The organism is Viridibacillus sp. FSL H8-0110 (genome assembly GCF_038003565.1).
Classification (GTDB): Bacteria; Bacillota; Bacilli; order Bacillales_A; family Planococcaceae; genus Viridibacillus; species Viridibacillus arenosi.
On the sequence record NZ_JBBOPJ010000001.1, the window covers coordinates 622,163 to 645,845 of the forward strand.

The 23,683-nt window shown below is 37.5% G+C and carries 23 protein-coding genes; 14 read left to right on the forward strand and 9 right to left on the reverse strand.

Annotated features, from left to right (window positions below; all coding sequences use genetic code 11):
• The first annotated feature begins 1 nt into the window (after window position 1).
• The 8 genes from MHH98_RS03120 to MHH98_RS03155 all read left to right on the forward strand — a co-directional run bounded on the left by MHH98_RS03120 (window position 2) and on the right by MHH98_RS03155 (window position 8,684).
• Window positions 2-940, forward strand: coding sequence for an ABC transporter permease (locus MHH98_RS03120; protein ID WP_038189081.1), 939 nt, complete (start codon window positions 2-4; stop codon window positions 938-940).
• Window positions 937-1,872 carry an ABC transporter permease gene (locus MHH98_RS03125; protein WP_038189078.1) on the forward strand — a complete coding sequence of 312 codons (936 nt, stop codon included), beginning with the start codon at window positions 937-939 and terminating at the stop codon, window positions 1,870-1,872. The genes MHH98_RS03120 and MHH98_RS03125 overlap by 4 nt, the downstream gene beginning before the upstream one ends.
• Before the next feature lie 38 nt (window positions 1,873-1,910).
• Window positions 1,911-2,936 carry an ABC transporter ATP-binding protein gene (locus MHH98_RS03130; protein WP_051448817.1) on the forward strand — a complete coding sequence of 342 codons (1,026 nt, stop codon included), beginning with the start codon at window positions 1,911-1,913 and terminating at the stop codon, window positions 2,934-2,936.
• Between the two features lie 61 nt (window positions 2,937-2,997).
• Window positions 2,998-4,623, forward strand: a complete 1,626-nt coding sequence (locus tag MHH98_RS03135) for a peptide ABC transporter substrate-binding protein (protein WP_038189075.1) — start codon at window positions 2,998-3,000, stop codon at window positions 4,621-4,623.
• A gap of 100 nt (window positions 4,624-4,723) precedes the next feature.
• Complete coding sequence (locus MHH98_RS03140; protein WP_076034445.1) at window positions 4,724-5,647, forward strand: S66 peptidase family protein; 924 nt, start codon at window positions 4,724-4,726, stop codon at window positions 5,645-5,647.
• An 18-nt stretch (window positions 5,648-5,665) separates the two neighbouring features.
• Entirely contained in the window at window positions 5,666-6,757 is a 1,092-nt protein-coding gene (locus MHH98_RS03145; protein ID WP_038189070.1) for a dipeptide epimerase, read from the forward strand.
• Window positions 6,754-7,683 carry a C40 family peptidase gene (locus MHH98_RS03150; protein WP_076065678.1) on the forward strand — a complete coding sequence of 310 codons (930 nt, stop codon included), beginning with the start codon at window positions 6,754-6,756 and terminating at the stop codon, window positions 7,681-7,683. The genes MHH98_RS03145 and MHH98_RS03150 overlap by 4 nt, the downstream gene beginning before the upstream one ends.
• Entirely contained in the window at window positions 7,680-8,684 is a 1,005-nt protein-coding gene (locus MHH98_RS03155) for an ABC transporter ATP-binding protein (protein WP_076065679.1), read from the forward strand. Before MHH98_RS03150 ends, MHH98_RS03155 begins: the two co-directional genes overlap by 4 nt.
• A 218-nt stretch (window positions 8,685-8,902) precedes the next feature.
• Here MHH98_RS03155 and MHH98_RS03160 read toward each other — a convergent pair whose 3' ends face one another.
• A complete protein-coding gene (locus MHH98_RS03160; RefSeq protein WP_038189064.1) occupies window positions 8,903-9,418 on the reverse strand; it encodes a DIP1984 family protein in 516 nt (171 codons plus the stop codon).
• Between the two features lie 12 nt (window positions 9,419-9,430).
• Window positions 9,431-10,120: a B3/B4 domain-containing protein gene (locus tag MHH98_RS03165; protein ID WP_038189174.1), complete on the reverse strand. Its 690-nt coding sequence runs from the start codon at window positions 10,118-10,120 to the stop codon at window positions 9,431-9,433.
• A gap of 62 nt (window positions 10,121-10,182) precedes the next feature.
• Between MHH98_RS03165 and queG the strand changes: the two genes are divergently transcribed.
• The 3 genes from queG to MHH98_RS03180 all read left to right on the forward strand — a co-directional run bounded on the left by queG (window position 10,183) and on the right by MHH98_RS03180 (window position 12,322).
• Window positions 10,183-11,319 carry a tRNA epoxyqueuosine(34) reductase QueG gene (queG, locus tag MHH98_RS03170; protein WP_038189063.1) on the forward strand — a complete coding sequence of 379 codons (1,137 nt, stop codon included), beginning with the start codon at window positions 10,183-10,185 and terminating at the stop codon, window positions 11,317-11,319.
• 14 nt (window positions 11,320-11,333) lie between these two features.
• On the forward strand, window positions 11,334-11,807 hold the full coding sequence (trmL, locus tag MHH98_RS03175) for a tRNA (uridine(34)/cytosine(34)/5-carboxymethylaminomethyluridine(34)-2'-O)-methyltransferase TrmL (RefSeq protein WP_038189061.1): 474 nt from the start codon (window positions 11,334-11,336) through the stop codon (window positions 11,805-11,807).
• 338 nt (window positions 11,808-12,145) lie between these two features.
• Entirely contained in the window at window positions 12,146-12,322 is a 177-nt protein-coding gene (locus tag MHH98_RS03180) for a hypothetical protein (RefSeq protein ID WP_164491935.1), read from the forward strand.
• 47 nt (window positions 12,323-12,369) lie between these two features.
• Here the strand turns inward: MHH98_RS03180 and MHH98_RS03185 are convergent, their stop codons facing one another.
• The gene (locus tag MHH98_RS03185; RefSeq protein WP_038189059.1) at window positions 12,370-13,668 is read right to left on the reverse strand and encodes an NCS2 family permease; all 1,299 of its coding nucleotides are present in this window, start codon (window positions 13,666-13,668) and stop codon (window positions 12,370-12,372) included.
• 196 nt (window positions 13,669-13,864) lie between these two features.
• On the opposite strand from MHH98_RS03185, the gene MHH98_RS03190 reads away from it, so the two are divergent.
• Window positions 13,865-14,695, forward strand: coding sequence for an aldo/keto reductase (locus MHH98_RS03190; protein ID WP_038189171.1), 831 nt, complete (start codon window positions 13,865-13,867; stop codon window positions 14,693-14,695).
• Between the two features lie 543 nt (window positions 14,696-15,238).
• On the opposite strand, the gene MHH98_RS03195 is transcribed toward MHH98_RS03190, so the two are convergent.
• The 3 genes from MHH98_RS03195 to MHH98_RS03205 all read right to left on the reverse strand — a co-directional run bounded on the left by MHH98_RS03195 (window position 15,239) and on the right by MHH98_RS03205 (window position 17,047).
• Window positions 15,239-16,084 carry an RluA family pseudouridine synthase gene (locus MHH98_RS03195; protein WP_038189057.1) on the reverse strand — a complete coding sequence of 282 codons (846 nt, stop codon included), beginning with the start codon at window positions 16,082-16,084 and terminating at the stop codon, window positions 15,239-15,241.
• Window positions 16,085-16,147: 63 nt separating this feature from the next.
• Entirely contained in the window at window positions 16,148-16,621 is a 474-nt protein-coding gene (locus tag MHH98_RS03200) for a thioredoxin family protein (RefSeq protein ID WP_038189055.1), read from the reverse strand.
• On the reverse strand, window positions 16,622-17,047 hold the full coding sequence (locus tag MHH98_RS03205) for a disulfide oxidoreductase (protein WP_076034448.1): 426 nt from the start codon (window positions 17,045-17,047) through the stop codon (window positions 16,622-16,624).
• Between the two features lie 843 nt (window positions 17,048-17,890).
• Between MHH98_RS03205 and MHH98_RS03210 the strand changes: the two genes are divergently transcribed.
• Together MHH98_RS03210 and MHH98_RS03215 are read left to right on the forward strand one after the other, a co-directional pair.
• Entirely contained in the window at window positions 17,891-19,006 is a 1,116-nt protein-coding gene (locus MHH98_RS03210; RefSeq protein WP_038189052.1) for a GAF domain-containing sensor histidine kinase, read from the forward strand.
• Window positions 19,007-19,017: 11 nt separating this feature from the next.
• Window positions 19,018-19,668: a response regulator transcription factor gene (locus MHH98_RS03215; RefSeq protein WP_038189051.1), complete on the forward strand. Its 651-nt coding sequence runs from the start codon at window positions 19,018-19,020 to the stop codon at window positions 19,666-19,668.
• A gap of 50 nt (window positions 19,669-19,718) precedes the next feature.
• Here the strand turns inward: MHH98_RS03215 and rsgA are convergent, their stop codons facing one another.
• The 3 genes from rsgA to MHH98_RS03230 all read right to left on the reverse strand — a co-directional run bounded on the left by rsgA (window position 19,719) and on the right by MHH98_RS03230 (window position 23,568).
• Entirely contained in the window at window positions 19,719-20,801 is a 1,083-nt protein-coding gene (gene rsgA / locus MHH98_RS03220) for a ribosome small subunit-dependent GTPase A (protein WP_038189050.1), read from the reverse strand.
• Window positions 20,802-21,234: 433 nt separating this feature from the next.
• Window positions 21,235-22,131 (reverse strand): cation diffusion facilitator family transporter, encoded by an 897-nt coding sequence (locus MHH98_RS03225; RefSeq protein WP_038189049.1) that lies wholly within the window; start codon window positions 22,129-22,131, stop codon window positions 21,235-21,237.
• Between the two features lie 90 nt (window positions 22,132-22,221).
• Window positions 22,222-23,568, reverse strand: a complete 1,347-nt coding sequence (locus MHH98_RS03230; RefSeq protein ID WP_038189157.1) for a hemolysin family protein — start codon at window positions 23,566-23,568, stop codon at window positions 22,222-22,224.
• Window positions 23,569-23,683 lie beyond the last annotated feature (115 nt).

Here is a 23,683-nt window from a genome sequence, read left to right on the forward strand (position 1 = left end):
AATGATTCAATATATAATAAAGCGCTTCTTCATGATGATTTTAACAGTGTTGCTTATTGCGACATTGACGTTTTTTTTAATGCATGCAATTCCAGGGTCACCATTTGATGATGATCGTACTTCAAATCCTACAATTCAAGAAAATCTAGAAAAATACTATAAGCTAGATCAGCCATTGCCGGTGCAATATGCGAACTATTTAAAGGCTATTGTTACCTTTGATTTTGGTCCTTCGATTAAGAAACCAAATGACTCAGTTAATAGCTTATTGGCCAGGGGATTCCCTATTTCATTTGAGCTAGGAATCATAACGATACTAGTAGCGGTTATATCAGGGGTAACGTTAGGCACTTTAGCAGCACTCCGGCATAACGGAATAATTGATTATCTTGCGATGACTTTTGCGGTTATAGGTATTTCTATTCCAAACTTTATTTTAGCAACTTTACTTATTCAAATTTTTGCAGGTGAACTGAAGTGGTTACCCGCGGCAACTTGGCAAAGCCCGCTTCATATGATATTGCCTACTTTAGCATTAGCAACAGGACCTATGGCGATTATTGCAAGGCTTACTCGCTCTAGCATGTTAGAGGTACTAACACAGGATTATATAAAGATGGCGAGAGCAAAAGGTTTGAAACCGTCTAGAATTATTATCCGGCATGCACTACGAAATGCCATGATGCCTGTCGTGACAATTATGGGGACGATGCTAGCAGGAATATTAACAGGTACCTTCGTTATTGAACGTATTTTCGCAATTCCAGGTATGGGAAAATACTTCGTTGAAAGTATTAATAATCGTGACTATCCCGTAATTATGGGCTCAACTGTTTTTTATAGTGCATTTTTAGTATTCATGTTATTCCTAGTCGATATTGTATATGGCATATTAGATCCGCGTATTAAATTGCACAAAAAAGAAGGTGAATCATCATGACCAATGTAAAAGACATTGAAATAAAAGACGAGTGGTTTAAGCCTAAAGCGAAGAACTTGGAAAACGCTGAAATGGTTGTAAGGCCGTCATTATCGTATTGGGCAGATGCTTGGCGTAAGCTAAAAAAGAATAAGCTAGCAATGTTAGGGATGTTTTTTTTAATATTTCTTGCCATTATGGCGATATTTGTTCCGATATTTTCTCCGTATTTAGTTACAGCAACTGATTACCCTAGTCAAAATAAAGCGCCTTCTATGACGCATTGGTTTGGAACGGATGAAGCAGGGCGAGATGTGTTTACAAGAACATGGTACGGCGCACGAATTTCTTTGTTTGTAGGTTTGATGGCAGCACTTATAGATTTTTTTATAGGTATTATTTATGGAGGTATTAGTGGTTACAAGGGCGGCAAAGTGGATTTAATTATGATGCGTATCATTGAAGTTTTATATGGTCTTCCACATTTACTTGTAGTTATTTTGTTAATGGTCGTAATGGGATCTAGCTTAACGACAATTATTGTTGCCTTAACAATTACAGGATGGGTAGGAATGGCACGTATTGTACGTGGTCAAGTGTTGCAATTAAAGAATTATGAATTTGTAACAGCTTCTAAGTCTTTTGGGGCTAAGACTTCACGCATCATACGAAAAAATCTGTTACCAAACACTATGGGACCAATTATTGTACAGATGACACTGACAGTGCCGAGTGCAATTTTTGCAGAAGCATTTCTAAGTTTTTTAGGCTTAGGCATTAGTGCGCCATTTGCTAGCTGGGGTGTAATGGCAAACGATGCATTGCCTGTTATTTTGTCGGGACATTGGTGGAGATTATTTTTCCCAGCACTATTTATTTCATTAACAATGTTTGCATTTAATGTTCTTGGTGATGGGCTACAAGATGCACTTGATCCAAAATTAAGGGGGTGAGTGGCATGGTACGTGAACAAGCGCTGCACAACAATTCTATGGGGCAGCCAACATTCGAGGGAAAAGAGAGATTGAAAGAAAAAATCTTACAAGTGGAAGATTTACAAGTGACTTTTACTACATTTGGCGGCGTAGTTCAGGCTGTAAGGGGTGTCACATTTGATTTGCATAAAGGTGAGACACTTGCCATTGTAGGAGAATCTGGTTGTGGTAAAAGCGTTACATCAAATGCGATTATGGGATTAATTCCACAACCCCCCGGGAAAATTACAAACGGCAAAGTAATCTTTAAAGGAAAAGATTTAACTTCTTTTAAAAAATCTGATCTTCGTAAAATCCAAGGGCTAGATGTGTCTATGATTTTTCAAGATCCAATGACCGCATTAAATCCAACGATGACAATTGGAGAACAATTGACTGAAGGGCTACGTACGCATCATAAGATAAGTAAGGCGGAAGCTAAAACTAAGGCTATTGAAATGCTCTTACTTGTAGGAATATCAAACCCTAGTGAACGATTAAATCAGTACCCCCATCAGTTTTCTGGTGGTATGAGGCAGAGAATTGTTATAGCAATCGCATTAATTTGTGAACCTACCTTATTAATAGCGGATGAACCAACAACAGCTTTAGATGTAACCATTCAAGCACAAATTTTGGAACTGTTTGAAGAGATTCAAAAGAAAACAGGCGTCTCCATTATCTTAATAACACATGACTTGGGTGTGGTTGCTAAAATAGCCGATCGGATTGCAGTTATGTACGCAGGCAAGATTATTGAAATAGGTACGAAGCGAGAAATATTTTATGAACCTACACACCCTTATACAAAAGGATTATTAAATTCAGTTCCTAGACTAGATTTAGTAGAGGAAGAATTAGAGCCGATTGAAGGAACACCACCTGATTTATTTGCACCACCAGCAGGCTGTGCTTTTACAGCGAGATGTCCATATGCGATGGAAGTATGTAATCATGTATATCCAGTGGCAACATCGCTATCTGAGAAGCATAAGGTAGATTGTTGGTTACAAGATGAACGTGCAAAAGGATTATTTAACTGAAAATGGTGAGGGGCACATTGTGCTTAATATATTTCACAAAAGAGTTAAAGGGGGATTATTTATGAAAAAGTGGTTAACAGTTTTATTCGTAGCAGTATTTGCAATTGTTTTATCAGCTTGTACGGCAAATAAAGAAGCAGGCAAAGAACCGTCATCCACTGAGGGTGGGGGAGATGCCAAGGAAAAAGTACTTTACTTAAATAACGGTAGTGAACCAACTTCTTTCGATCCGTCTGTCGGTTTTAATGCAGTATCTTGGAATGCATTAAATAACTTGATGGAAGGTTTAGTTCGCTTTAATGACAAAGATCAACCTGTAGAAGCGACAGCTGAAAAGATTGCTGTTTCTGATGATGGATTAACTTATACTTTTACAATCCGAGATGGAGCAAAATGGTCAAATGGCGATGCAGTAACAGCGGGAGATTTTGTTTTTGGATGGCTACATATGCTTGATCCAGAAACAGCTTCACCAGCCGCATTCTTAGCTTATCCAATTGATGGCGCTGAAGCTTATAACACTGGAAAGGGTAAAGCGGAGGAAGTAGCTATTAAAGCGACTGATGATAAGACATTTGAAGTGAAGCTGAATGCACCAACTGATGCGTTCTTGAGCATAATTACTAATCCAAGTTTCTTCCCGGTAAATGAGAAAGTTGCAAAGGAAAATCCAAAATGGTTTGCAGAAGCAGATTCATTTGTCGGTAATGGACCATTCAATTTATCAGAATGGGAGCATGATGTGAAATTTGTATTTAAAAAGAATGATCATTATTGGGATAAAGACACTGTAAAGCTTGATAAAGTTGATTGGGCAATGGTGAATGATACGAATACTGAATATCAAATGTACAAATCAGATGAGCTAGATGTATCGAGTGTACCTGCTGAGCTAGCAGAACAGTTAAAAAACGATAAAGAGTTACATGTAGAAGACCAAGCAGGCATATACTTCTACCGATTTAATGTAGAGAAAAAGCCATTTACTAACAAAAAAATTCGCCAAGCTTTTGCTAAGGCAGTAGACCAAGAAAATATCGTGCAATATGTAACGAAAAATGGTGAGAAAGCAGCGCATGGTTTTGTAACATATGGCTTCACAGGTCCAGACGGTAAAGAATTCCGAGAATCAGTTGGAGACCTAGTCTCTTTAGATAAAGAAGAGGCAAAGAAATTATTACAAGAAGGTATGAAAGAAGAAGGCTGGTCTAAGCTTCCAAAAGTGACATTAACGTATTCAACAAGCCCAGAACATCAAAATATTGCGGTAGCTTTACAAAGTCAAATTAAAGATGCACTAGGTGTAGATGCAAAACTACAAAACGTAGAAGCTAGTGTATTCTTAGCTGAACAAAAAGAGCTGAAGCATCAAACATCTCGTTCATCATTCTTATATGACTATGCAGATCCAATCAATGCAATTGAAAGTTTTATTACAGATTCCCCTATGAACCGTACAGCATGGTCAAACAAAAAATTTGATAGCTTGATTAAATCTGCTAAACAAGAAACAGATGCAACAAAACGATGGGAAACTCTACAAGAAGCAGAGCGTGTGTTAATCGACGAAGCGCCAATTGTACCATTATATTTCTATAATCAAGTGTCATTAGAGAAATCTAATGTATCAGGTATTGTTCGCCATCCAGTTGGATATACGGAACTGAAATGGGCAGACAAAAACTAAAGAGTAGCGGTGCCTATTATAGGCACTGCACTTTCTTGAATAAGTGAGGGAGTGTATATATTACGTTCCTTGATTTATTTTAGAAAGGGAGGAAATGATGATGAAAAATAGACCTATGAGACTTCAAAAGGGTGACACGATCGGAATTATAGCGCCATCAAGTCCACCAAACCTGGAAAGTTTACAACATTCACTCACATTTCTTGAAGGGCTTGGGTTGCATTATAAATTTGGTCCATCCGTAGAGAATACTCATGGTTATTTAGCAGGTACTGATGAAGAGAGACTAAATGATCTACATGCTATGTTCGCGGACCCTACAATTGCTGGCATCATTTGTGCAGGTGGTGGTTACGGCTCAGCACGTTATACGGATAAAATAGACTTTCAGCTCCTTGCAAATAATCCTAAAATCCTCTGGGGTTATTCGGATATTACATTTCTACATACAGCGATAGGAAAGTACTCTAATTTCATTACCTTTCATGGCCCAATGCTAGCTTCGGATGTTGGAAGACATACATTCCAAGAAAAGTCAGGTCAAATGTTCAAACAACTTTTCCAACCAATGGAGTTACAGTATACAGAGGATTACTCACCATTAGAGACAATGGTTGCAGGAGTGGCAAAAGGAGAAATTACAGGTGGTAACTTAAGTCTTTTATCAAACGGACTTGGAACAGAATTTGAAGTCGATACGAAAGGAAAACTTCTATTAATTGAGGATGTAGATGAAGAACCTTATAGAATAGATTGTATGCTAAATCAATTACGACAAGCAGGTAAATTGCAAGATGCAGCAGGCATTATTGTAGGTGATTTTAGCAATACTGAGCCGAAAAAGAGAAAAGTCTCATTGAATCTGGAGGAAGTGTTAAATCACTATTTAGGCGCTTTAAATGTACCAGTAGTAAAGGGCTTTAAAATTGGGCATTGTGAACCTCATTTTGCAATACCACTAGGCGCAGAAGCTATTTTGAATGCGAATGATAAAACACTGACCATTTTACCAGGGGTCCAATAAGTGAAGGGGTGACACGTCATGATTATCCAAGCTATTGATGTATTTCAAGTTGCGGTACCATTAAAAAAACCATTTAAAACTGCGTTACGCACAGTAACGGTCGCAGAATCCATTTATGTACGTGTAACAGTAGAAGATGGGCGGGTAGGTTGGGGAGAGGCACCACCAACATTTGTCATCACAGGTGAAACTTTAGCTAGTATTCAATATGCAATTGAAGAGGTGTTTGCACCATTATTAAACGGGCAGGATCTCCGATTTTATGAGCAGGTTTTTAAAAAGCTTCATACTGCTTTGGTTGGAAATACAAGTGCTAAGGCGGCAATTGATATGGCATTGTATGATCTAATTGCACAACGATCAGATCTACCCCTATATCAATTCTTGGGTGGAAATAAAAAGGAGATAGAAACCGATTATACAGTAAGCGTAAATGCTCCGGAGGAAATGTCAGCTGATGCAGCAAAATATATCGCTAATGGATTTCAAGTATTGAAAGTAAAAGTGGGTATCGGTGAAATAACTGATGATATTGCTAGGATAAAAGCAATTCGAGATGAAATTGGCTATACAACGAAACTTCGACTAGATGCCAATCAAGGTTGGAATGCAAAGGAAGCTGTGTACGCCATTTCTAAAATGGAAGACTTAGGTCTAGATATAGAATTGATTGAACAACCCGTAATAGCACATGATGTGCATGGGTTAAAATTTGTAACGGATCATACATTAACACCGATTATGGCTGATGAAAGTGTCTTTTCAGTTCATGATGCAAAAACTATTTTAGAAATGCGTGCAGCAGATTTAATTAATATTAAATTGATGAAAGCAGGAGGGATTTATCAAGCCCTGAAAATCAATGCATTAGCTGAAAGCTATGGGGTGCAATGTATGACAGGGAGTATGATAGAAACCAAAATTGGTATTACCGCCGCAGCACATTTTGCTGCTAGTCAACCAAATATACAATATTACGATTTTGATGCCCCTCTAATGTTGAAATTTGAAACAATCAAGGGCGGCGTAACATATAAAGAAAGAAATATTAGCTTCTCAGAACGTAGTGGATTAGGCATTGAAGAAGTATATACAGGGGGGACTAAATGACCACATTACATAATATTTGGCATTGCTCAGTTGCAGTAGCATCTATTTGGACGAAACCAGAATCAGCTCGAGATATTGATCAACCAGCTATTACAAACCCCGTACATCTGGTTAAATGGTTAGAAGCGCTTCCTTATAAAGAACGTTTAGACTTATGTGACAGTAATAGAGTTCAAACGCAGCTATTGTTTGGAGAACCTGTAATAGTAGAGGAAATTCAAGGAGAATGGGCAAAAGTGATTGCCATCTTACAACCTACTCATAAGGATGAAAGAGGCTATCCAGGTTGGGTACCTTTGGCGCAATTATCTAAACAAAAACTTTTGGATTCAACGGAAAGTATTATTGTGAATGTGGACAAAACACAATTATGGTCTGAAGATGGTACACCACAAATTGTCTTAACTTTTAATACAATATTGCCTGTATTAGACGAGAAAGCACAATATTTTATCGTTGATACACCAATAGGAAGAGGAAAAGTATTAAAATCGAGTGCAGTAAAATATACAGGAGACATTGTACAGTCGATGAATAAGGCTGTACAGTTTGGTCTTTACTATTTGGACTTACCGTATATTTGGAGTGGTATGTCATCGTATGGATATGATTGCTCTGGCTTTACTTATAATATGGCAAAAGCTTGCGGTCTACGAATTCCGAGGGATGCAGGTGACCAAGCTACATATGGTATGGCTATATCAAAGGACAATGAAGAGGAATGGCGAGTTGGAGATTTATTATTCTTTGCAGATGAAAAGGGTACCAAGCCGGTGAGGCATGTTGGTTTTTACTACGGTGAAGGACAAATGCTTCATTCTCCACAAACCGGTAAATCGGTTGAACTATTAAAACTTGCAGGCACAATATTCGAGGAAGAAATCTGTGCTGTTAGACGCTATGGACCGGGAGTGAAAACAACATGACAGAAAAAGTGATTTTATCGGTGCAAAATTTGAAAAAACATTTTGATTTAGGCAAAGGTACCACATTAAAGGCGGTAAATGGTATAAGCTTTGACGTGATGGAAGGTGAGACATTTGGGTTAGTTGGCGAGTCTGGGTGTGGCAAATCTACAGCAGGAAGAACAATTTTAGGGCTGTATAATCGTACAGATGGGAAAGTCTTATTCGAAGATCAAGATGTCCATTCAATGACAGAGAAGGAGCGCAACAACTTCTTGAAAAAGATGCAAATGATTTTCCAAGATCCATATGCATCATTAAATCCGCGTTCTACTGTCTTTGAAATAATTGCAGAACCAATAGAAATTCATCATTTAAATAAATCGAAAGAAGAACTAAAAGAGAGAGTATATGAGTTACTAGAGGATGTTGGTCTGAATCGTGATCATGCCAATCGTTATCCTCATGAATTCTCAGGTGGTCAACGTCAAAGAATCGGAATTGCCAGGGCATTAGCACTTGAACCTCAGTTTATAATTGCCGATGAACCGATTTCAGCTTTGGACGTATCTGTCCAAGCCTCAGTAGTAAAACTATTGCAGAAGCTCCAAAAGGAAAAAGGTTTGACGTATTTATTTATTGCACATGATTTATCGATGGTAAAATATATTTCAAAACGAATTGGCGTTATGTATTTAGGGCAAATGGTAGAATTGACGACAAGTAAACAATTGTACAATGAACCTCTACATCCATACACACAAGCTTTATTATCAGCTATCCCTATACCTGATCCGGATATAGAGGAGAAAAGGGAACGTATTATTCTTGAAGGGGAATTGCCAAGCCCTATCAATCCACCAACAGGCTGTGTTTTCCATACCCGCTGTCCAATGGCAAAAGCAGTTTGTTCACAACTACAACCAAAATGGTTAGAAAAAAGTGAAGGGCATTATGTAGCTTGCCATTTATATGATGAAGAAGTGCTTGCGATGGAGCAATTAGAGAAGATTGCCCACTAAATAACATATAAAAAACGCGCTCTCCACGAAGGAGAAGCGCGTTTTTTCGTAACGGCAGATCGGGTGATACTTAACTAATAATTTGTGGGCCTTTGCATTGGTTGGTCATTGGTCACGGTTAATATGTTAAATGGTCATCGGTCATCGGTTTGAATTCAACTAATGAATGAGGTGATCATGCCAGTTACGCCTCGAGGAAGAGTCTCACTGCCTCAAGGTTAGAAATACTTGCTATCATCAAAATCGATTTCGATTGTATAGTTTTTTGCATTAATTAAATTAGATAACTTATGCGCGTCCTTCTCAAGTTCTACTGCCTTCAAACGGTATTCCTCAGGGTCAAATAAGGCAACACGGTAAACAGTTGTACCGTCAGAATAGCCATATTGAATTTCTTCTTTTTCTGATTGAGCAAACTCTTTATAGGTAGCTGCTCTAGCACGAAGTTGTGTTGCAAATTCTATTGCTTCAACAATTGTATAATCTTCACCTTTAAATGGAAGAGTATGATCAATATTCGCACGGTATACTAATTTATCTAGTAAGCGAATATCTTTGCGAACATCTTCAAGTTCAGTATCTACTTCTGTAAGTAAACGCTTAGAAGGTTTTGGTTCTTCACCTTTTTCCACTTGAACAAAAGCTACACGTTGTAATTCAGAGGATAGCTCATGTACTTTTTTCGTTAATATGCTTTTCAGTTTTACTGCTTCTGCTAATGTAATAGTACCCACTATAGAACCTCCTTAAATTTCAAGTGATTGTTGAGTATTGAATAATAGACCCGTTGTGAAGTCGCCACCATGCACTTGTGAGAACATTTTGCCTGCAGCCGCTAATAATGCATTGCTATTTTCAATAGACAAAGATGGACGTAAATAGAACACTTGAAGTGCTTTGGTCGTGTTCTCTGTCACAGCTGTCCGTTTCGAATCAACAAAGGGGCTACCAAAAGGTCCTTTTGCATCTGACGTAACAATAATATTATGTAACGAATTAAAGCGGCCATTTAATCCTTCATAGCCCGTTTCCTCATCACCAAGAGATACGGTCACATTACCATCTAAATTTTCAATATCATATATTCCAACTGGCATTTCGTATTGTAATGAAAAGAAATTATTTAAATCTACCGCTGAGTGAAATGGCGCTATATAGTTCTGCTTGGCAATACGACGCATCAAACTTTCAGCGGAGTGACGGTAGCGATTTGGATCAGCACCAAGCGATTTCCAAAGCTTACGCCATTCAGAAATGCCAGCACGCTCAGTTACAGGGCTGACCTGTAATTCTAGAAATAAGTTTTCTTGATATAACTGTGTACGTCCTTTAATCATTTGAGGAGATTCAGACACAACAATTTTGGTATAATGGATAATGCCGATTTTAAAGTCTGGTACTTTGTTAAGTAAAGTAGAATCTAATGCAACTTTTATCATGAACATCACCTATATCTTGTATTTTCACAAGTGTAACATATAGAAAGGAGTAGAACCAAGTGATTGTCAACGTCTTGCAAGAAGAGCTGATTGAGTACGCAAAAACCATTGGCATAGATAAAATTGGTTTTACATCCGCTGCACCATTTATTGAGTTAAAGAACTTGTTACGTCGCCAGCAGGAGCTCAATTTTCAATCGGGCTTTGAAGAATCTGATATTGAAAAACGTACTGAACCAACCCTTTTACTAGAAGAGGCACAGAGTATTATTGCTATCGCAATTGCTTATCCATCACGAATGAAAAATGCACCTAAAGGTAAGCGAGGTGAGCGCAGAGGTATTTTCTGCCGAGCATCATGGGGAATGGATTATCATACAGTGCTTCGCGAAAAATTAGCGTTACTTGAAGCATTTCTACAGGAAAAAGTTCCGCACGCTAAAATGCGTTCAATGGTTGATACGGGAGAGTTATCTGATCGTGCTGTAGCCGAACGAGCTGGCATTGGATGGAGTGCAAAAAACTGCTCAATCATAACTCCAGAATTCGGTTCTTACGTTTATCTAGGAGAAATGATTACGAATATCCCATTCGCTCCAGATGAACCAATCACTGACCAATGTGGGGATTGTACGCTGTGTATTGATGTATGCCCAACAGGTGCCATAGTACAAGCAGGTCAATTGAACTCGAACCGCTGTGTAGCATTTTTGACGCAAACAAAAGGGTTTTTACCTGACGAGTTTCGTACAAAAATCGGTAATCGAATTTATGGCTGTGATACTTGCCAAACGGTTTGTCCAAAAAACAAAGGTAAACTAAATTGGCTACACGATTCCTTTAAGCCAGATCCTGAAATTGCGAAACCTCTACTGGAACCGTTATTGACTATTTCAAATAAGGATTTCAAAGCGAAATTCGGCTATATTTCTGGTTCTTGGAGAGGGAAGAAGCCAATTCAGCGTAATGCTATTATTGCCCTCGCTCATTTCAAAGAAGAGTCAGCCCTGCCAAAACTGATTGAGGTTTTACAGAATGACGAACGTCCAGTAATTCGAGGAACAGCTGCATGGGCTATTGGTAAAATGGGTGTAGTAGATGCAAAAGAAATTTTACAAGTAGCATTACAAAAAGAACAGGATCCTGAGGTTATAATAGAAATAGAAAAAGGATTAGCCTTTTTAGCACAAAAATAAAGGAAGTGTCAAAGTTGTCTTTGCATATCGTTTTATATCAACCAGAAATCCCTGCCAACACTGGTAATATCGCCAGAACTTGCGCAGGTACAAATACAAGCTTACATTTAATTCGACCATTAGGGTTTTCAACGGACGACAAAATGTTGAAAAGAGCTGGATTAGATTATTGGCATAGCGTAAATATTACGTATTATGATTCAGCAGATGAATTTTTTGAAAAGAATGATGGTGGATCATTTTATTATATTGAAACATATGGTGATAAAGCCTATTCAGATTTTAATTTTAGTAACCAAGATGAAGAGATTTTCTTTATTTTTGGAAAGGAAACGACAGGAATTCCGATGGAGTTAATAGAAGGAAACCAAGATCGTTGCTTGCGTATTCCACAAAGTGATAATATACGCTCATTAAATCTTTCAAATACTGCAGCTATTTTAATCTATGAAGCAATGCGCCAACAAAATTTCCCTGGATTAAAATAAAAAAAGGACAGCCTGTAAGTAGGTTGTCCTTTTTTATACGATGGATTACTTTTCAGAAGTGCCTTGTTTGTCTTCATATCCACCAGTGAAGATTGCAGTTAAAAATGCTACACAAACACCAAGAATTAAAATTAATTTCATGGAAGTACCCTCCTCATGGTTATAAAAAGTTCTTTATCAAGTATAGCCTACTTTATATAAAAATGAAATATTAGCAGTTATAAAATTATGGCAGAAATCGTTCTTTATTATTTGCAATGTACATATTAATCGAATAGGATGAAAGAAAGGTGCTAATAATTCCTAAGTAATGCATTTTTGTTAAAGGAGCGGATAATATGGATAACAATGAAAAGCAACCAGAAAACGGCTCAATGGCAACTTCTATGGAGGAGCTAAAACAATTAGGCAAGCAGATGGATAAAATGCGTGATGGTGAGGAGCTTGAGCGTGATGGTCGCGTACAAGATCCTGTACAATCAGATAAAGCACCATCAATTCATCCACGTGATTAAAAAATGCCCATTGCATCTAAATATGCAGTGGGCATTTTTTTGTATGATTAAGATAAGAAAGTTAATTGGAATGCAAACAAAATAGCAAATACATAAAGTAAAGGATGTACTTTTTTTGCCTCGCCTTTCGCTATTTTTAGAATAGGGTAAGAGATAAATCCGAAGGCAATTCCTGTCGCAATACTTGAAGTAAGCGGCATGATTAAAATAATTAAAAATGCAGGGAAAGCCTCTTCGAATTTCTCCCATTCGATTTCTTTAATAGAACCAATCATCAACGTACCAACGATGATTAATATTGGTGAAGTAATCGCAGAAACCCCTGATATAGCACTAACTAAAGGTCCAAAGAATGAAGCAGCGACAAATAGAATAGCGACAGTTAAACTCGTTAAACCTGTACGGCCACCAGCAGCAACCCCGGCAGAAGATTCAATAAATGCCGTAGTTGGACTTGTCCCAAACATAGCACCAAAAGTTGTAGCAACTGAGTCGGCTAACAATGCTTTGCGAGCGCGTGGTAATTTACCATCTTTCATTAAACCCGCTTGTTTCGCAACCCCAATCATAGTCCCAGTCGTATCAAATAGTGTAACTAAAATGAACGAAAATACAACGCCGTATAATCCATAAGAAATAACCTGGCCGATTGCTTCAATCGGGTTCCAGACTAATATGCCTTCAGGAAGATGAGGAACTGCAACCACCTTTTCAATATGCAATTGATTTGTTAAAGTTGCAACAATACCTGTAATAAACATACCAATAAATAGGGCGCCACTAACATTTCGTACCATTAATATTACTGTAACAAATAAACCGAATAATGTTAGTAGCACGCCTGGAGAAGTTAAATCACCTAGCATCACTAAGTTACTTTCACTATCGACAATAATATTCCCCATACGCAAGCCTAGGAAAGCAATAAATAAACCAATACCAGCAGCAATTGCACGTTTTAAATTCTCAGGAATTGCTAAAATTAATTTTTCACGTAGTGGTGTTAGTGATAACAGAACGAAAATAATACCAGATACAAACACAGCAGCAAACCCGGTTAAATAATCAATGTTGCCTTCTGATGATACGACGATTGAGTAAGTAAAATATGCATTTAACCCAATACTTGGCCCGATAACGAGTGGATAATTCGCAAATAGTGACATCCATAAAGTACCTATAACGATGGCAATTATTGTCGCTATGAAAACTTGGTCAAGTGGAACCCCAGATGCAGATAACATACTTGGATTCACAACAACAATGTATATCATAGTAAAGAATGTGGTTATTCCTGCTATAAGTTCCGTCTTAACATTCGTTCCATTTTCCTTTAAACGAAACATTTTAATACCCTCTTCCTTGGAAAAAAACAATTTTTATGACATTAAATATGATATTTATGCATTTTAGAGAAATAACAAGAATATATTAATGATTTCTATATGAGAAATCAACTGTTTTCCCAAAGTCTTTATTCTCGAAATAATTTGATTACATTTGTATAATGAAATTATCAATTAGAAGGAGTTGTGCGATGTGTTGAATATTACATCTACAAAAACACTACATAACGGCGTGGAAATGCCACGTTTTGGACTTGGTGTGTACAAAATGACTGATCGCGAAGAAGCGATTCAAGCGATGACCACTGCAATTGATACAGGGTATATTGCAATTGACACAGCTTCACTATATAACAATGAAGTAGAAGTAGGGGAAGCAGTCAAAGCTTCTAATGTGAAACGTGAAGATTTATTCATTACATCAAAAGTTTGGAACGCTGATCAGGGATATGATGAAACTTTACGCGCTTTCGAGACTTCATTAAAGAAATTAGATATGGATTACTTAGATTTATATTTAACTCACTGGGCAGTACCTGATAAATTCAAAGACACATATCGTGCAATTGAACGCTTATATGATGAAAAACTACTTCGCGCAACGGGTGTTTCTAACCATCAGATTCACCATCTAGAAGAAATATTTGCTACAGCTAATGTTAAACCAATGGTCAACCAAATTGAAGTGCACCCATACTTAACACAAGTAGAAGTACGTAACTTCTGTACATCAAATGACATCGCCGTTACAGCATGGTCTCCATTAGCTAGAGGTAAAATTATAGATGATACAACTATCACTAGTATTGGCCAAAAATACGGAAAATCTTCAGCACAAGTAGTAATTCGTTGGCATTTACAACTGGGTAATATTGTTATTCCGAAATCAGTAACACCAAGTCGTATAAAAGCAAATGCTCAAGTATTCGATTTCGAACTTACAAACGAAGACATGCAATTAATCAGCGCACTAAACAAAGACGAAAGAACAGGAGCAGATCCAGATAACTTTAGTTTTAAATTTTAATGTTGAAGGCGTTCGCCAAGTTGAAACATGGGAAAACGTATATTTAGCATGAATTCTAAAGAGGTATGTTTTAGGAAATGTGCTAGAAGAATAAAAAACGCGAGAAGAAAATGTTGTGTTTTCTTCTCGCGTTTTTTTATTTTATTGCTTGAGAAGCGCTAAAGAAAGAGCGAGTAGTGGCAAAGCTAGAGTGAGAAGCGCCAAAGCTAGAGTGAGTAGAGCCAAAGCTAGAGTGAGAAGCGCCAAAGCTAGAGTGAGTAGAGCTAAAGCCAGTGAGTAGCGCCAAAGCTAGAGTGAGTAGAGCTAAAGAAAGAGCGAGTAGCGCCAAAGCTAGAGTGAGTAGAGCTAAAGCCAGTGAGTAGCGCCAAAGCTAGGGTGAGTAGAGCTAAAGCATGAGTGAGTAGCGCCAAAGCGGGAGCGAGTAGAGCTAAAGCCAGAACGAGAAGCGCCAAAGCTAAAGCAAGTAACACCAATCCCTACCGAAATCTCCAAATAAAAAAGCATCTCCGAGCAATAAACTGCTCAGAGATACTATGTAAATATTTATTGATCAATAATCTCCATTTTCTTATCTGTGAATGGATGAGTAAATTGGAGTTTTCTTGCGTGTAAAGAATAATCGCCAGAAGCAGTTTCTCTTGCATCATATAAAGTATCTCCTACAATTGGATGACCGATATGTGAAAGGTGTACACGAATTTGATGAGTACGTCCAGTTTCTAATACAAGGTTGACGATTGTTGAGTATTGCAGATGACGTACGACTTCAAAATTAGTTATAGCCATTTGACCTTCGGGAGCTACGCGTCGGCGGGTACCGTGGTGGCGATCTTTGGCAATTGCTTCACGAATTGTCCCTTTGCGTTCTTTCATATGACCTTGAACTTCTGCTTCATATACGCGAAGGATTTTCTTCTCTTCTAGTAAGCGATCGAAAATAGATTTTGCGATTGGGTGTTTTGCAACAAGTAAAAGTCCAGCTGTACCTTGGTCTAGTCGATGCACATGCTCTGCGTATACTCCGCCTTGTTCTTGTATATATTTCATAACATGATTCATGCAAGTAAAACGATCCCAAACGTCATTTGGATGTGTAGCCATACCTTTTGGTTTAGAAACGATTAAGCAATGTGGATCTTCGTATACTACTTTAACTTCGCATTCACGAGTTGCTTCATATGAAGATTCTGGTACATCCATAGTTATGACAATTTCCATACCTTTTGGACGAGGGTCTTTCCATTGTAGAAGTTCGCCGTTTGTGTCTGAAATGGCTTTTGTCATGCGTAATTCATGTACAGTTTTTTTGCCTAGCTTCCATTGTTCACGTAGTAGTTCTTCGATAGTTTGGTTATCTTGTAGAATAGTGAATGTCCAAGATTGTTTCATTAATATTCCTCCATTAAAAAGAAGGATTATGTTGTTTGTACAACATAATCCTTTCTAGTTGTATTATTTCACGAGATCAGTTTGTTTTAGGAATGCTTCGAAAGTAGCCTCGTCTGCATCGCCTGCCATACGTTGAATCTCCTTACCATCTTTAAAATAAGAAAGTGTAGGTGTGCCTTCGATGCCGTACTTGTCAAATAAGTTTTCATACTCCAGTAAATTCAATTGATCGATGTGTACACCTAATTTTTTTGCTAATGGCATTAATTTAGGTGTTGCAGCTCTACAATGTGTACACTCTGGACTGAAGAAGTATACCACTGTTGGGTCGCCTTTAGATAGCTTTTTCTCAAGTTCTGTCGGTGTAATGATGTTTTGATAGTTTTTATCGCTAAGTAAATCAATTGTTGATTGTTTTAAATCATTAGTACCGTAAGGATTATCTTTTAATTTTGCTTCGTTTCCTTGGTTGTTTAAGACGATGATTAGTCCAAATAAGACAACAATTACGCCGGCAATGATTAGTAGCTTTTTCAATTATTTTTCCTCCTTAGATGCTTTTAACATGTAAAAGCTTGCTCCTGCGATTAAGACGAATGCTGTTAAAGCAAGGAATGGTATGGTGATGAAGCCAAACCAATTGATGTATTCCCCTGTGCAAGGTACACGGCCACATGTTATTGCAGAGCTAGTTAAAAATTCGAATTTTTGAATACCGTAATGGTAGATGGAAATACAGCCACCGATTATAGAAAAAACAGCTAAAGTTACAGCAATACGTGCATTTTTTTGAATATAAGCTACTGTTGTGATGAGGACAATTGGGTACATTAAAATACGTTGATACCAACAAAGCTTACAAGGTTCGTACTGTTGAATTTCTGAAAAAAATAGGGAGCCAAGCATTGCGACCAATGAGACGATCCATATGAATAGTAAACTATTCTCAACTTTTTTTGTCATAAAAAAATCTCCTAGTATTAGAGTATTTCCCTTTGAATTATAGAGGGAATGAATATACATGTAAAATATTTTATCCTTGACAAAAACTTCTCTTTTATAAAAAAGGCAATCTTGTGAAAGAGGCATTTCAACTTCTGAACAACTAGATCGGTTGTTACTATTTAAAAAAAGTGTGATTATTCGTCCAATGACACAGTATGACTACATTTCAAGAGAAATTAAACAAAGATCATTTCTCGGAATGGAACCATGGGGCATGAACAATTAAATAGGAACTTATGCATTTTTCCTAAAAGCGCTCCGGAATTAGAAGTTAACATAATTGGTTCTTGCTCAAGTCTCATAATTAACCTTGATGAATATGATGACCGGCATACAAGGATTATTATTATATTAACAATGATAATCCATTTGGCTATAATTTATACGGAATAGAAGTTATAGTAGACGACCCCGATTATTACCGCATAAAGGTAGTACAACGTCTTTATGATGCACGAAAAGATTCGGCTCGTCAATTTAATTTGACATCCATCATTATTGGTACTAATTATTATAAGCATGAGGCTGAGTGTTCATCGATGATGTCGATTTCGAAGTTTTGCGTCGTCAAAACCAAGATAGTATTGTTGCTCATATGTAAGACCTTCCTCATGATGTATATCGTTAACAATATTCAAAAGAATAATAAATTTATACCACTTTATTTCATGAATAGAAAAGGTGCTTTTTTTATTTTCTCGGTCAAAAGAATGAGAGCTATTTCATGCGAATGTATGACAGGCAGTGGTATCATAGTAGGTACAATATATTTATAGATGAAAAAAGGAAGGCGGCAATTACATGCAGCAAAATGATCATTCGAACATTAGTTTACTCAAGGAAATTGCCGAACTTCTAAATGAAGAAACTGAAATTCAAGCAATGTTACAAGGTGCTCTGAGAAAGTTTTTAGCAGGTACGAATTTTGAAACAGGTTGGGTATTTTTTATCAATAAAAAAGGTAGACATGAGCTCATAGCGCATGAAAATTTGCCACAAGCTTTAAAGCATAATAACTGTCACTTTTTAGAAAAAGGCGGTTGTTGGTGCGTATCACGTTATCGAAATAATGAATTAAAAAAAGCTTCGAATATTATTGAATGTCAGCGCATTGAAAGCGCCAATGCTGCTGAACTAGAGGGTGATGGGGGCATTACCCATCATGCCACAGTACCCTTGCAATCTGGACAAGAGCGTTTTGGGCTATTAAATGTAGCTACGCCAAATACTGTCAGTTTTTCTGATGACGAGCTAGCTCTTTTAGAATCAGTTGCCTTCCAAATGGGATCCGCAATAAAACGAATTTTACTAACAAAACAAGAACAGCAGATGGCACTAGTTGAAGAGAGAAATCGATTGGCGAGAGATTTACATGATTCAGTGAATCAATTATTATTCTCTGTTACGTTAACATCTCGTGCCGGAATTGAAATGGCTGAGCAACCAGAAATGAAGGAAACGTTTAAGGAAATTCAGAATTTAACACAAGAAGCCTTAACAGAAATGCGTGCTTTAATTTGGCAGTTACGCCCTAAAGGTTTAGAGAGTGGTCTAATGGAGGCGATTAAAGGTTATGCTGAAATGTTAGGTATAAACCTTTCTGTGAATGTATCGGGTGTTTTACAATTACCTTCCCGGGTGGAAGAAACGTTATTTCGTATTACACAGGAAGCACTAAATAACGTGCGTAAGCATTCGGGTGTTAAGGACGCAGAGATTTTTGTCATTATTACACAGTCAGATGTGCTATTAGTTATTAAAGATGAAGGTAGAGGATTCCAAGTTGACTCTCTTGTGAAATTGCCATCAATCGGTTTGCAAAGCATGCGAGATCGTGCAAAGGCACTTGGCGGTAAAGTTGATTGGGTGAGTAATATTGGAAGAGGAACGGAAATTTTAATCCGTCTACCATATTAAGGGGGATTTCGATGATTAGAGTATTAATCGCAGACGATCACCATGTTGTAAGAAGAGGATTATTATTTTTTCTGAAAACGCAAAAGGACATCGAGGTTATTGGTGAAGCACAAAATGGTAAAGAAGCAGTAGCATTAACGTCGGAATTAAAGCCAGATATCGTTTTAATGGATTTAGTTATGCCTGAATTAGATGGTATCCAAGCTACAAAACGTATTAAGGCAAAATTTCCTGACACACAGGTACTAATGCTGACGAGTTTTTCGGATAGTGACCATGTCATTCCTGCAATTGAAGCAGGGGCTGCAGGTTACCAGTTAAAAGATATTGAACCAGATGAACTGGTGACATCAATCCGTAGAATAATGGCAGGAGAAAATACATTGCATCCACAAGCGACAACTCAACTTATTAAAAGTCGAGAGATGCAAGAAGATTTGCCACATATGAAGCATACTTTGACACCTCGAGAACGTGATGTTCTAGCTGAATTAACAAAAGGAAAGAGTAATAGAGAAATTGCATCCTCACTTTTTGTTACAGAAAAAACTGTGAAGACACATATTTCGAATATTTTTTCAAAATTGGAAGTACAAGATCGTACTCAAGCTGCACTTTATGCAGTCAAACATGGGTTAACTGAATCGAGTGAGCAACAATAAGAGAAAAAGCTGTCCCTTAGTCATTGAAATGACTGATAGGACAGCTTTTTTTAACGTTTTTTCTGTGGTTTTTGGCGTAAGGTTTTTGAAACCTGTTTCCATTTATTACGTTCAGCAATTTGTGCTTGAGCGTTAGTCTTTCTTTCGATATAAGCTAATTCTCGCTTTAACTTTATATAGCTATTGTATCGTTCGTTAGTTAGTGTACCCTCATGAATTGCATTTTGTACTGCGCATCCAGGTTCACGCTTGTGTTCACAATCTCTAAAGCGGCACTGAGATGAAAGTTCTTCTATATCTTTAAAACTGCTATCTAAGCTTTCACTTTGATCCCATAATTGGAATTCACGCATTCCCGGGGTATCAATTAATAAGCCGCCACCTGGAATTTTGAATAGTTCTCGGTGTGTTGTCGTATGGCGACCTTTATCATCATCCTCACGAACTTCTTGGACAAACATTACTTCAGTGCCACATAGTGCATTGGTTAAAGATGATTTACCAACACCAGATGAACCTAAAAGTGCAGCTGTCTTACCATCAACTAATAATTGTTGAAGCTCATTAATGCCTTCACCAGTAAAACTACTTACTGTATAGATGGGTACGCCAAAAGCAACAGATTCTGCTTCTTGAATAAAGGGTGTGACATCTTCACATAAATCTTTTTTCGTTAATACGATGATTGGTGTGGCACCTGAGTCCCAAGCAGCGATTAAATAGCGCTCTAAACGTCGAAGATTAAAATCTAAGTTCAAACTCATGATTAAAAAAACGATGTCAACATTGACCGCTATTAATTGTTCCGCAGTAGTTAATCCTGCAGCTTTGCGGGAGAACAAAGAGGTACGCGGTAATACGGCATGAATAATCGCTTTTTCTTCACCGGGCATTTGCTCAACTAAAACCCAATCACCAACTGCAGGGAAGTCACGACGTTCAAAAGCAGTATGTTGGAAGCTGCCAGATGGAGTAGAAAGCCATTCACCTTGTTCTGTGATAACACGGTAGGAGTGCTTATGCTCTAGCAATACACGTCCGGGAATTGTTTTTGCTAATTTATTTGAAGCTTGGGCAATTTTATATTTTTCTTCCCAAGTTGTATTCCAACCGAAATCTTGTAATTTTGTCATTTGTAAATCCTCCTATTGTGTGTGTAGAGATATTGAGCTGAGGCGATTAATTTTCTTGAAAGGGTCCTCAGCATTTAATCTAGTTATCCAGCTTCAGGCGCTAACTGCTCGGGTCGTTTCAGTCGGGTACTCAAAGTCAAAGAACGACTTTGGTTTCCGCCTTCCAACGACCTCGCCGCTAAACGAGCGCCTTCAGCATTAAAAATAAAAAAACTGTAGCTGCAAATCGGCAGCTACAGTTTATACACGCACAATAAAAGAAAGTATCCTTAAAAAGCATACGGATGGCGAGTATTTTGTAACAAACCGATTTGCGTTGATGCAATGCTCATTAAATTTGTCATAAAACCTCACCTGCTTTCCTTAAAGTTGTTATTAGATTAACAAAATGGAAAAATAAAGTCAACATAAATATTCAATTATTATCAAAAAATTACATTAAACCAGTATTATGCTCATGTACTAAACCATCTGGTTCAATATGAACAAGTACTACTGTCAATGGTTTTACTAGACGTATCGTATTTTCAATATCTTCGGTAATTTGATGGCTTTTCCAAACATTTAGCTCAGGATTAACAGTGACCGTTAAATCTACAAACACCATATTCCCATGATTACGTCCTTTTAAATCTATGAGATGAATAACACCATCAACATTACGGACAAGAGTGGATAACGTTTCAACCTCTTCTTCGTCAAAGCCGTCAGTTAATGTATGAACAGCTTCAAAAAATATTTCATAGGCTGTTTTAATTATGATAATACCAACGATAATGGCGGTAATGGAATCAATTATCGGAAACCCAACGATAGCACCTAAAATACCAATTGCAGTACCAAAACTGACAAGCGCATCTGAACGGTTATCAAGAGCAGCTGCTTTTACAGCTGAACTTTTAGTGCGTTCAGATAACTTTAAATTATATCGATAAACAATGTACATAATAATACCACTAATAATAGCGACAACTGCTGTTAGCAGGGAAGGGGAAGAGTGGTTGTTTTCGATAAAGCTTTTGCCTGAATTGAATAACACTTGTAGTCCAACGACTGCCATGATGAATGATGCTACAAGGGAAGCTACCGTTTCGGCTCTTAAATGACCGTAGTGGTGATCCCCATCTGGTGGCTTTTGTGAAATACGTAATCCAATCAGAACGGCAACAGAAGCGATTATATCTGTAGTATTATTTAGTCCATCAGCTTTTAATGCAGTGGATGCACCGATAAAACCAATGGTAAGCTTCGCGGTGCTGAGTATGAGATAAGTGGCAATACTTAGCCAAGCGCCTCTTTCCCCTTGTCTTAAATTTGTGTATAACTCCACAATGTTTCCCCCCTGCAAAATTTCTAGGCAATACAAAACGACGCACACTTATAGTAGTGTGCGTCGTTTCTTGTTAAATTTTCATAAATATTATTCAGAAGATGAATTTTCATCTTCTAGTGATTCGTTGTTGGATTCATCTGGTAACTTAATAACTTCTAAGTATAAGATATGATGACCATCTACTTCTTTTACGATAAATTCATAACCTTGTTCAGTAATTGCTTCGCCTTTAACGGCATCGAAGTTTTTGGTCATAAACCAACCGCCGATAGTATCGATATCATCTTCATTGATGTCAATTTTAAGGAAATCATTTACGTTTTCAATTAACATTTTGGCATCAAAGATAAAATGGTTCTCATCTACTTTACGAACTTCAGGAATCTCGTCTGCATCAAACTCGTCTCGAATATCACCGACAATTTCTTCGATAATATCTTCGATTGTTACAAGACCAGATGTACCACCGTATTCATCCATTAAAATGGCCATATGAATACGTTCTCGTTGAATTTTCAACAATAAGTCACTAACTGGGATTGTTTCGATGACGCGAATGATAGGTTGCATATATTCCGTTACTAATTTTGAACCATTAGTTGGGTCTTTAATGTAAGCAGTTAAAAGGTGCTTCATATTGACGAGACCTATAATATGGTCTTTGTCTCCATCAATAATAGGGTAGCGTGTATACTGCTCAACACCCATCACTTCGAAGACTTCTCTAAGAGTCATTTCTTTTTCAATACCAATGATTTCAGTACGAGGTACCATAATTTCTTTGGCAATACGATCGTCGAATTCAAAAATGCTATTCACATATTTATATTCAGACTGATTTATTTCACCGCTTTTCAAACTATCCGATAAAATCATACGTAATTCTTCTTCTGTCATTGCCACTTCTGATTCAGATACATCCTTTAAACCGAAAAGTGAAGACAATGAACGAGCAGAGAAGTTTAATGCTTTAATAAATGGATACATGATGTTGTGGAATGTAATTAAAGGACCAGCTGTTGCTAATGCTACAGATTCTGCCTTCTGAATGGCTAGTGTTTTTGGTGCTAATTCACCAACTACAACGTGAACAAATGTCACGATAGAGAATGACAACACGAAGGATAGAACGGATGTCACACTTCCTTCAAGTGCGAACAAATCAAATATCGGTCTCAATAAAATCGAGACTGTTTCTTCACCGAGCCAACCAAGCCCTAAAGAAGTAATCGTAATTCCCAACTGACAAGCGGATAAATATTCATCCAAATTAGATACTACTTTTTTTGCTTTTAATGCTTTTTTGTTACCCTCAGCTATAAGCTGATCAATTCGAGTTGTTCTGACTTTAACGATAGAAAATTCAGTTGCTACGAAAAAAGCCGAACATGCGATCAAGACAGCAAATGCTGTCAACCGTATGGCTATGTCCAAAGACTTCCTTTGTTCCAGACCCAAATGAGGGGAGAGAACAAAGTGTACACCTCCTGTAATATAAAAAATAGTTAAGTAATACAATGATATGACAACTAAGTTGAAAAAACAAATC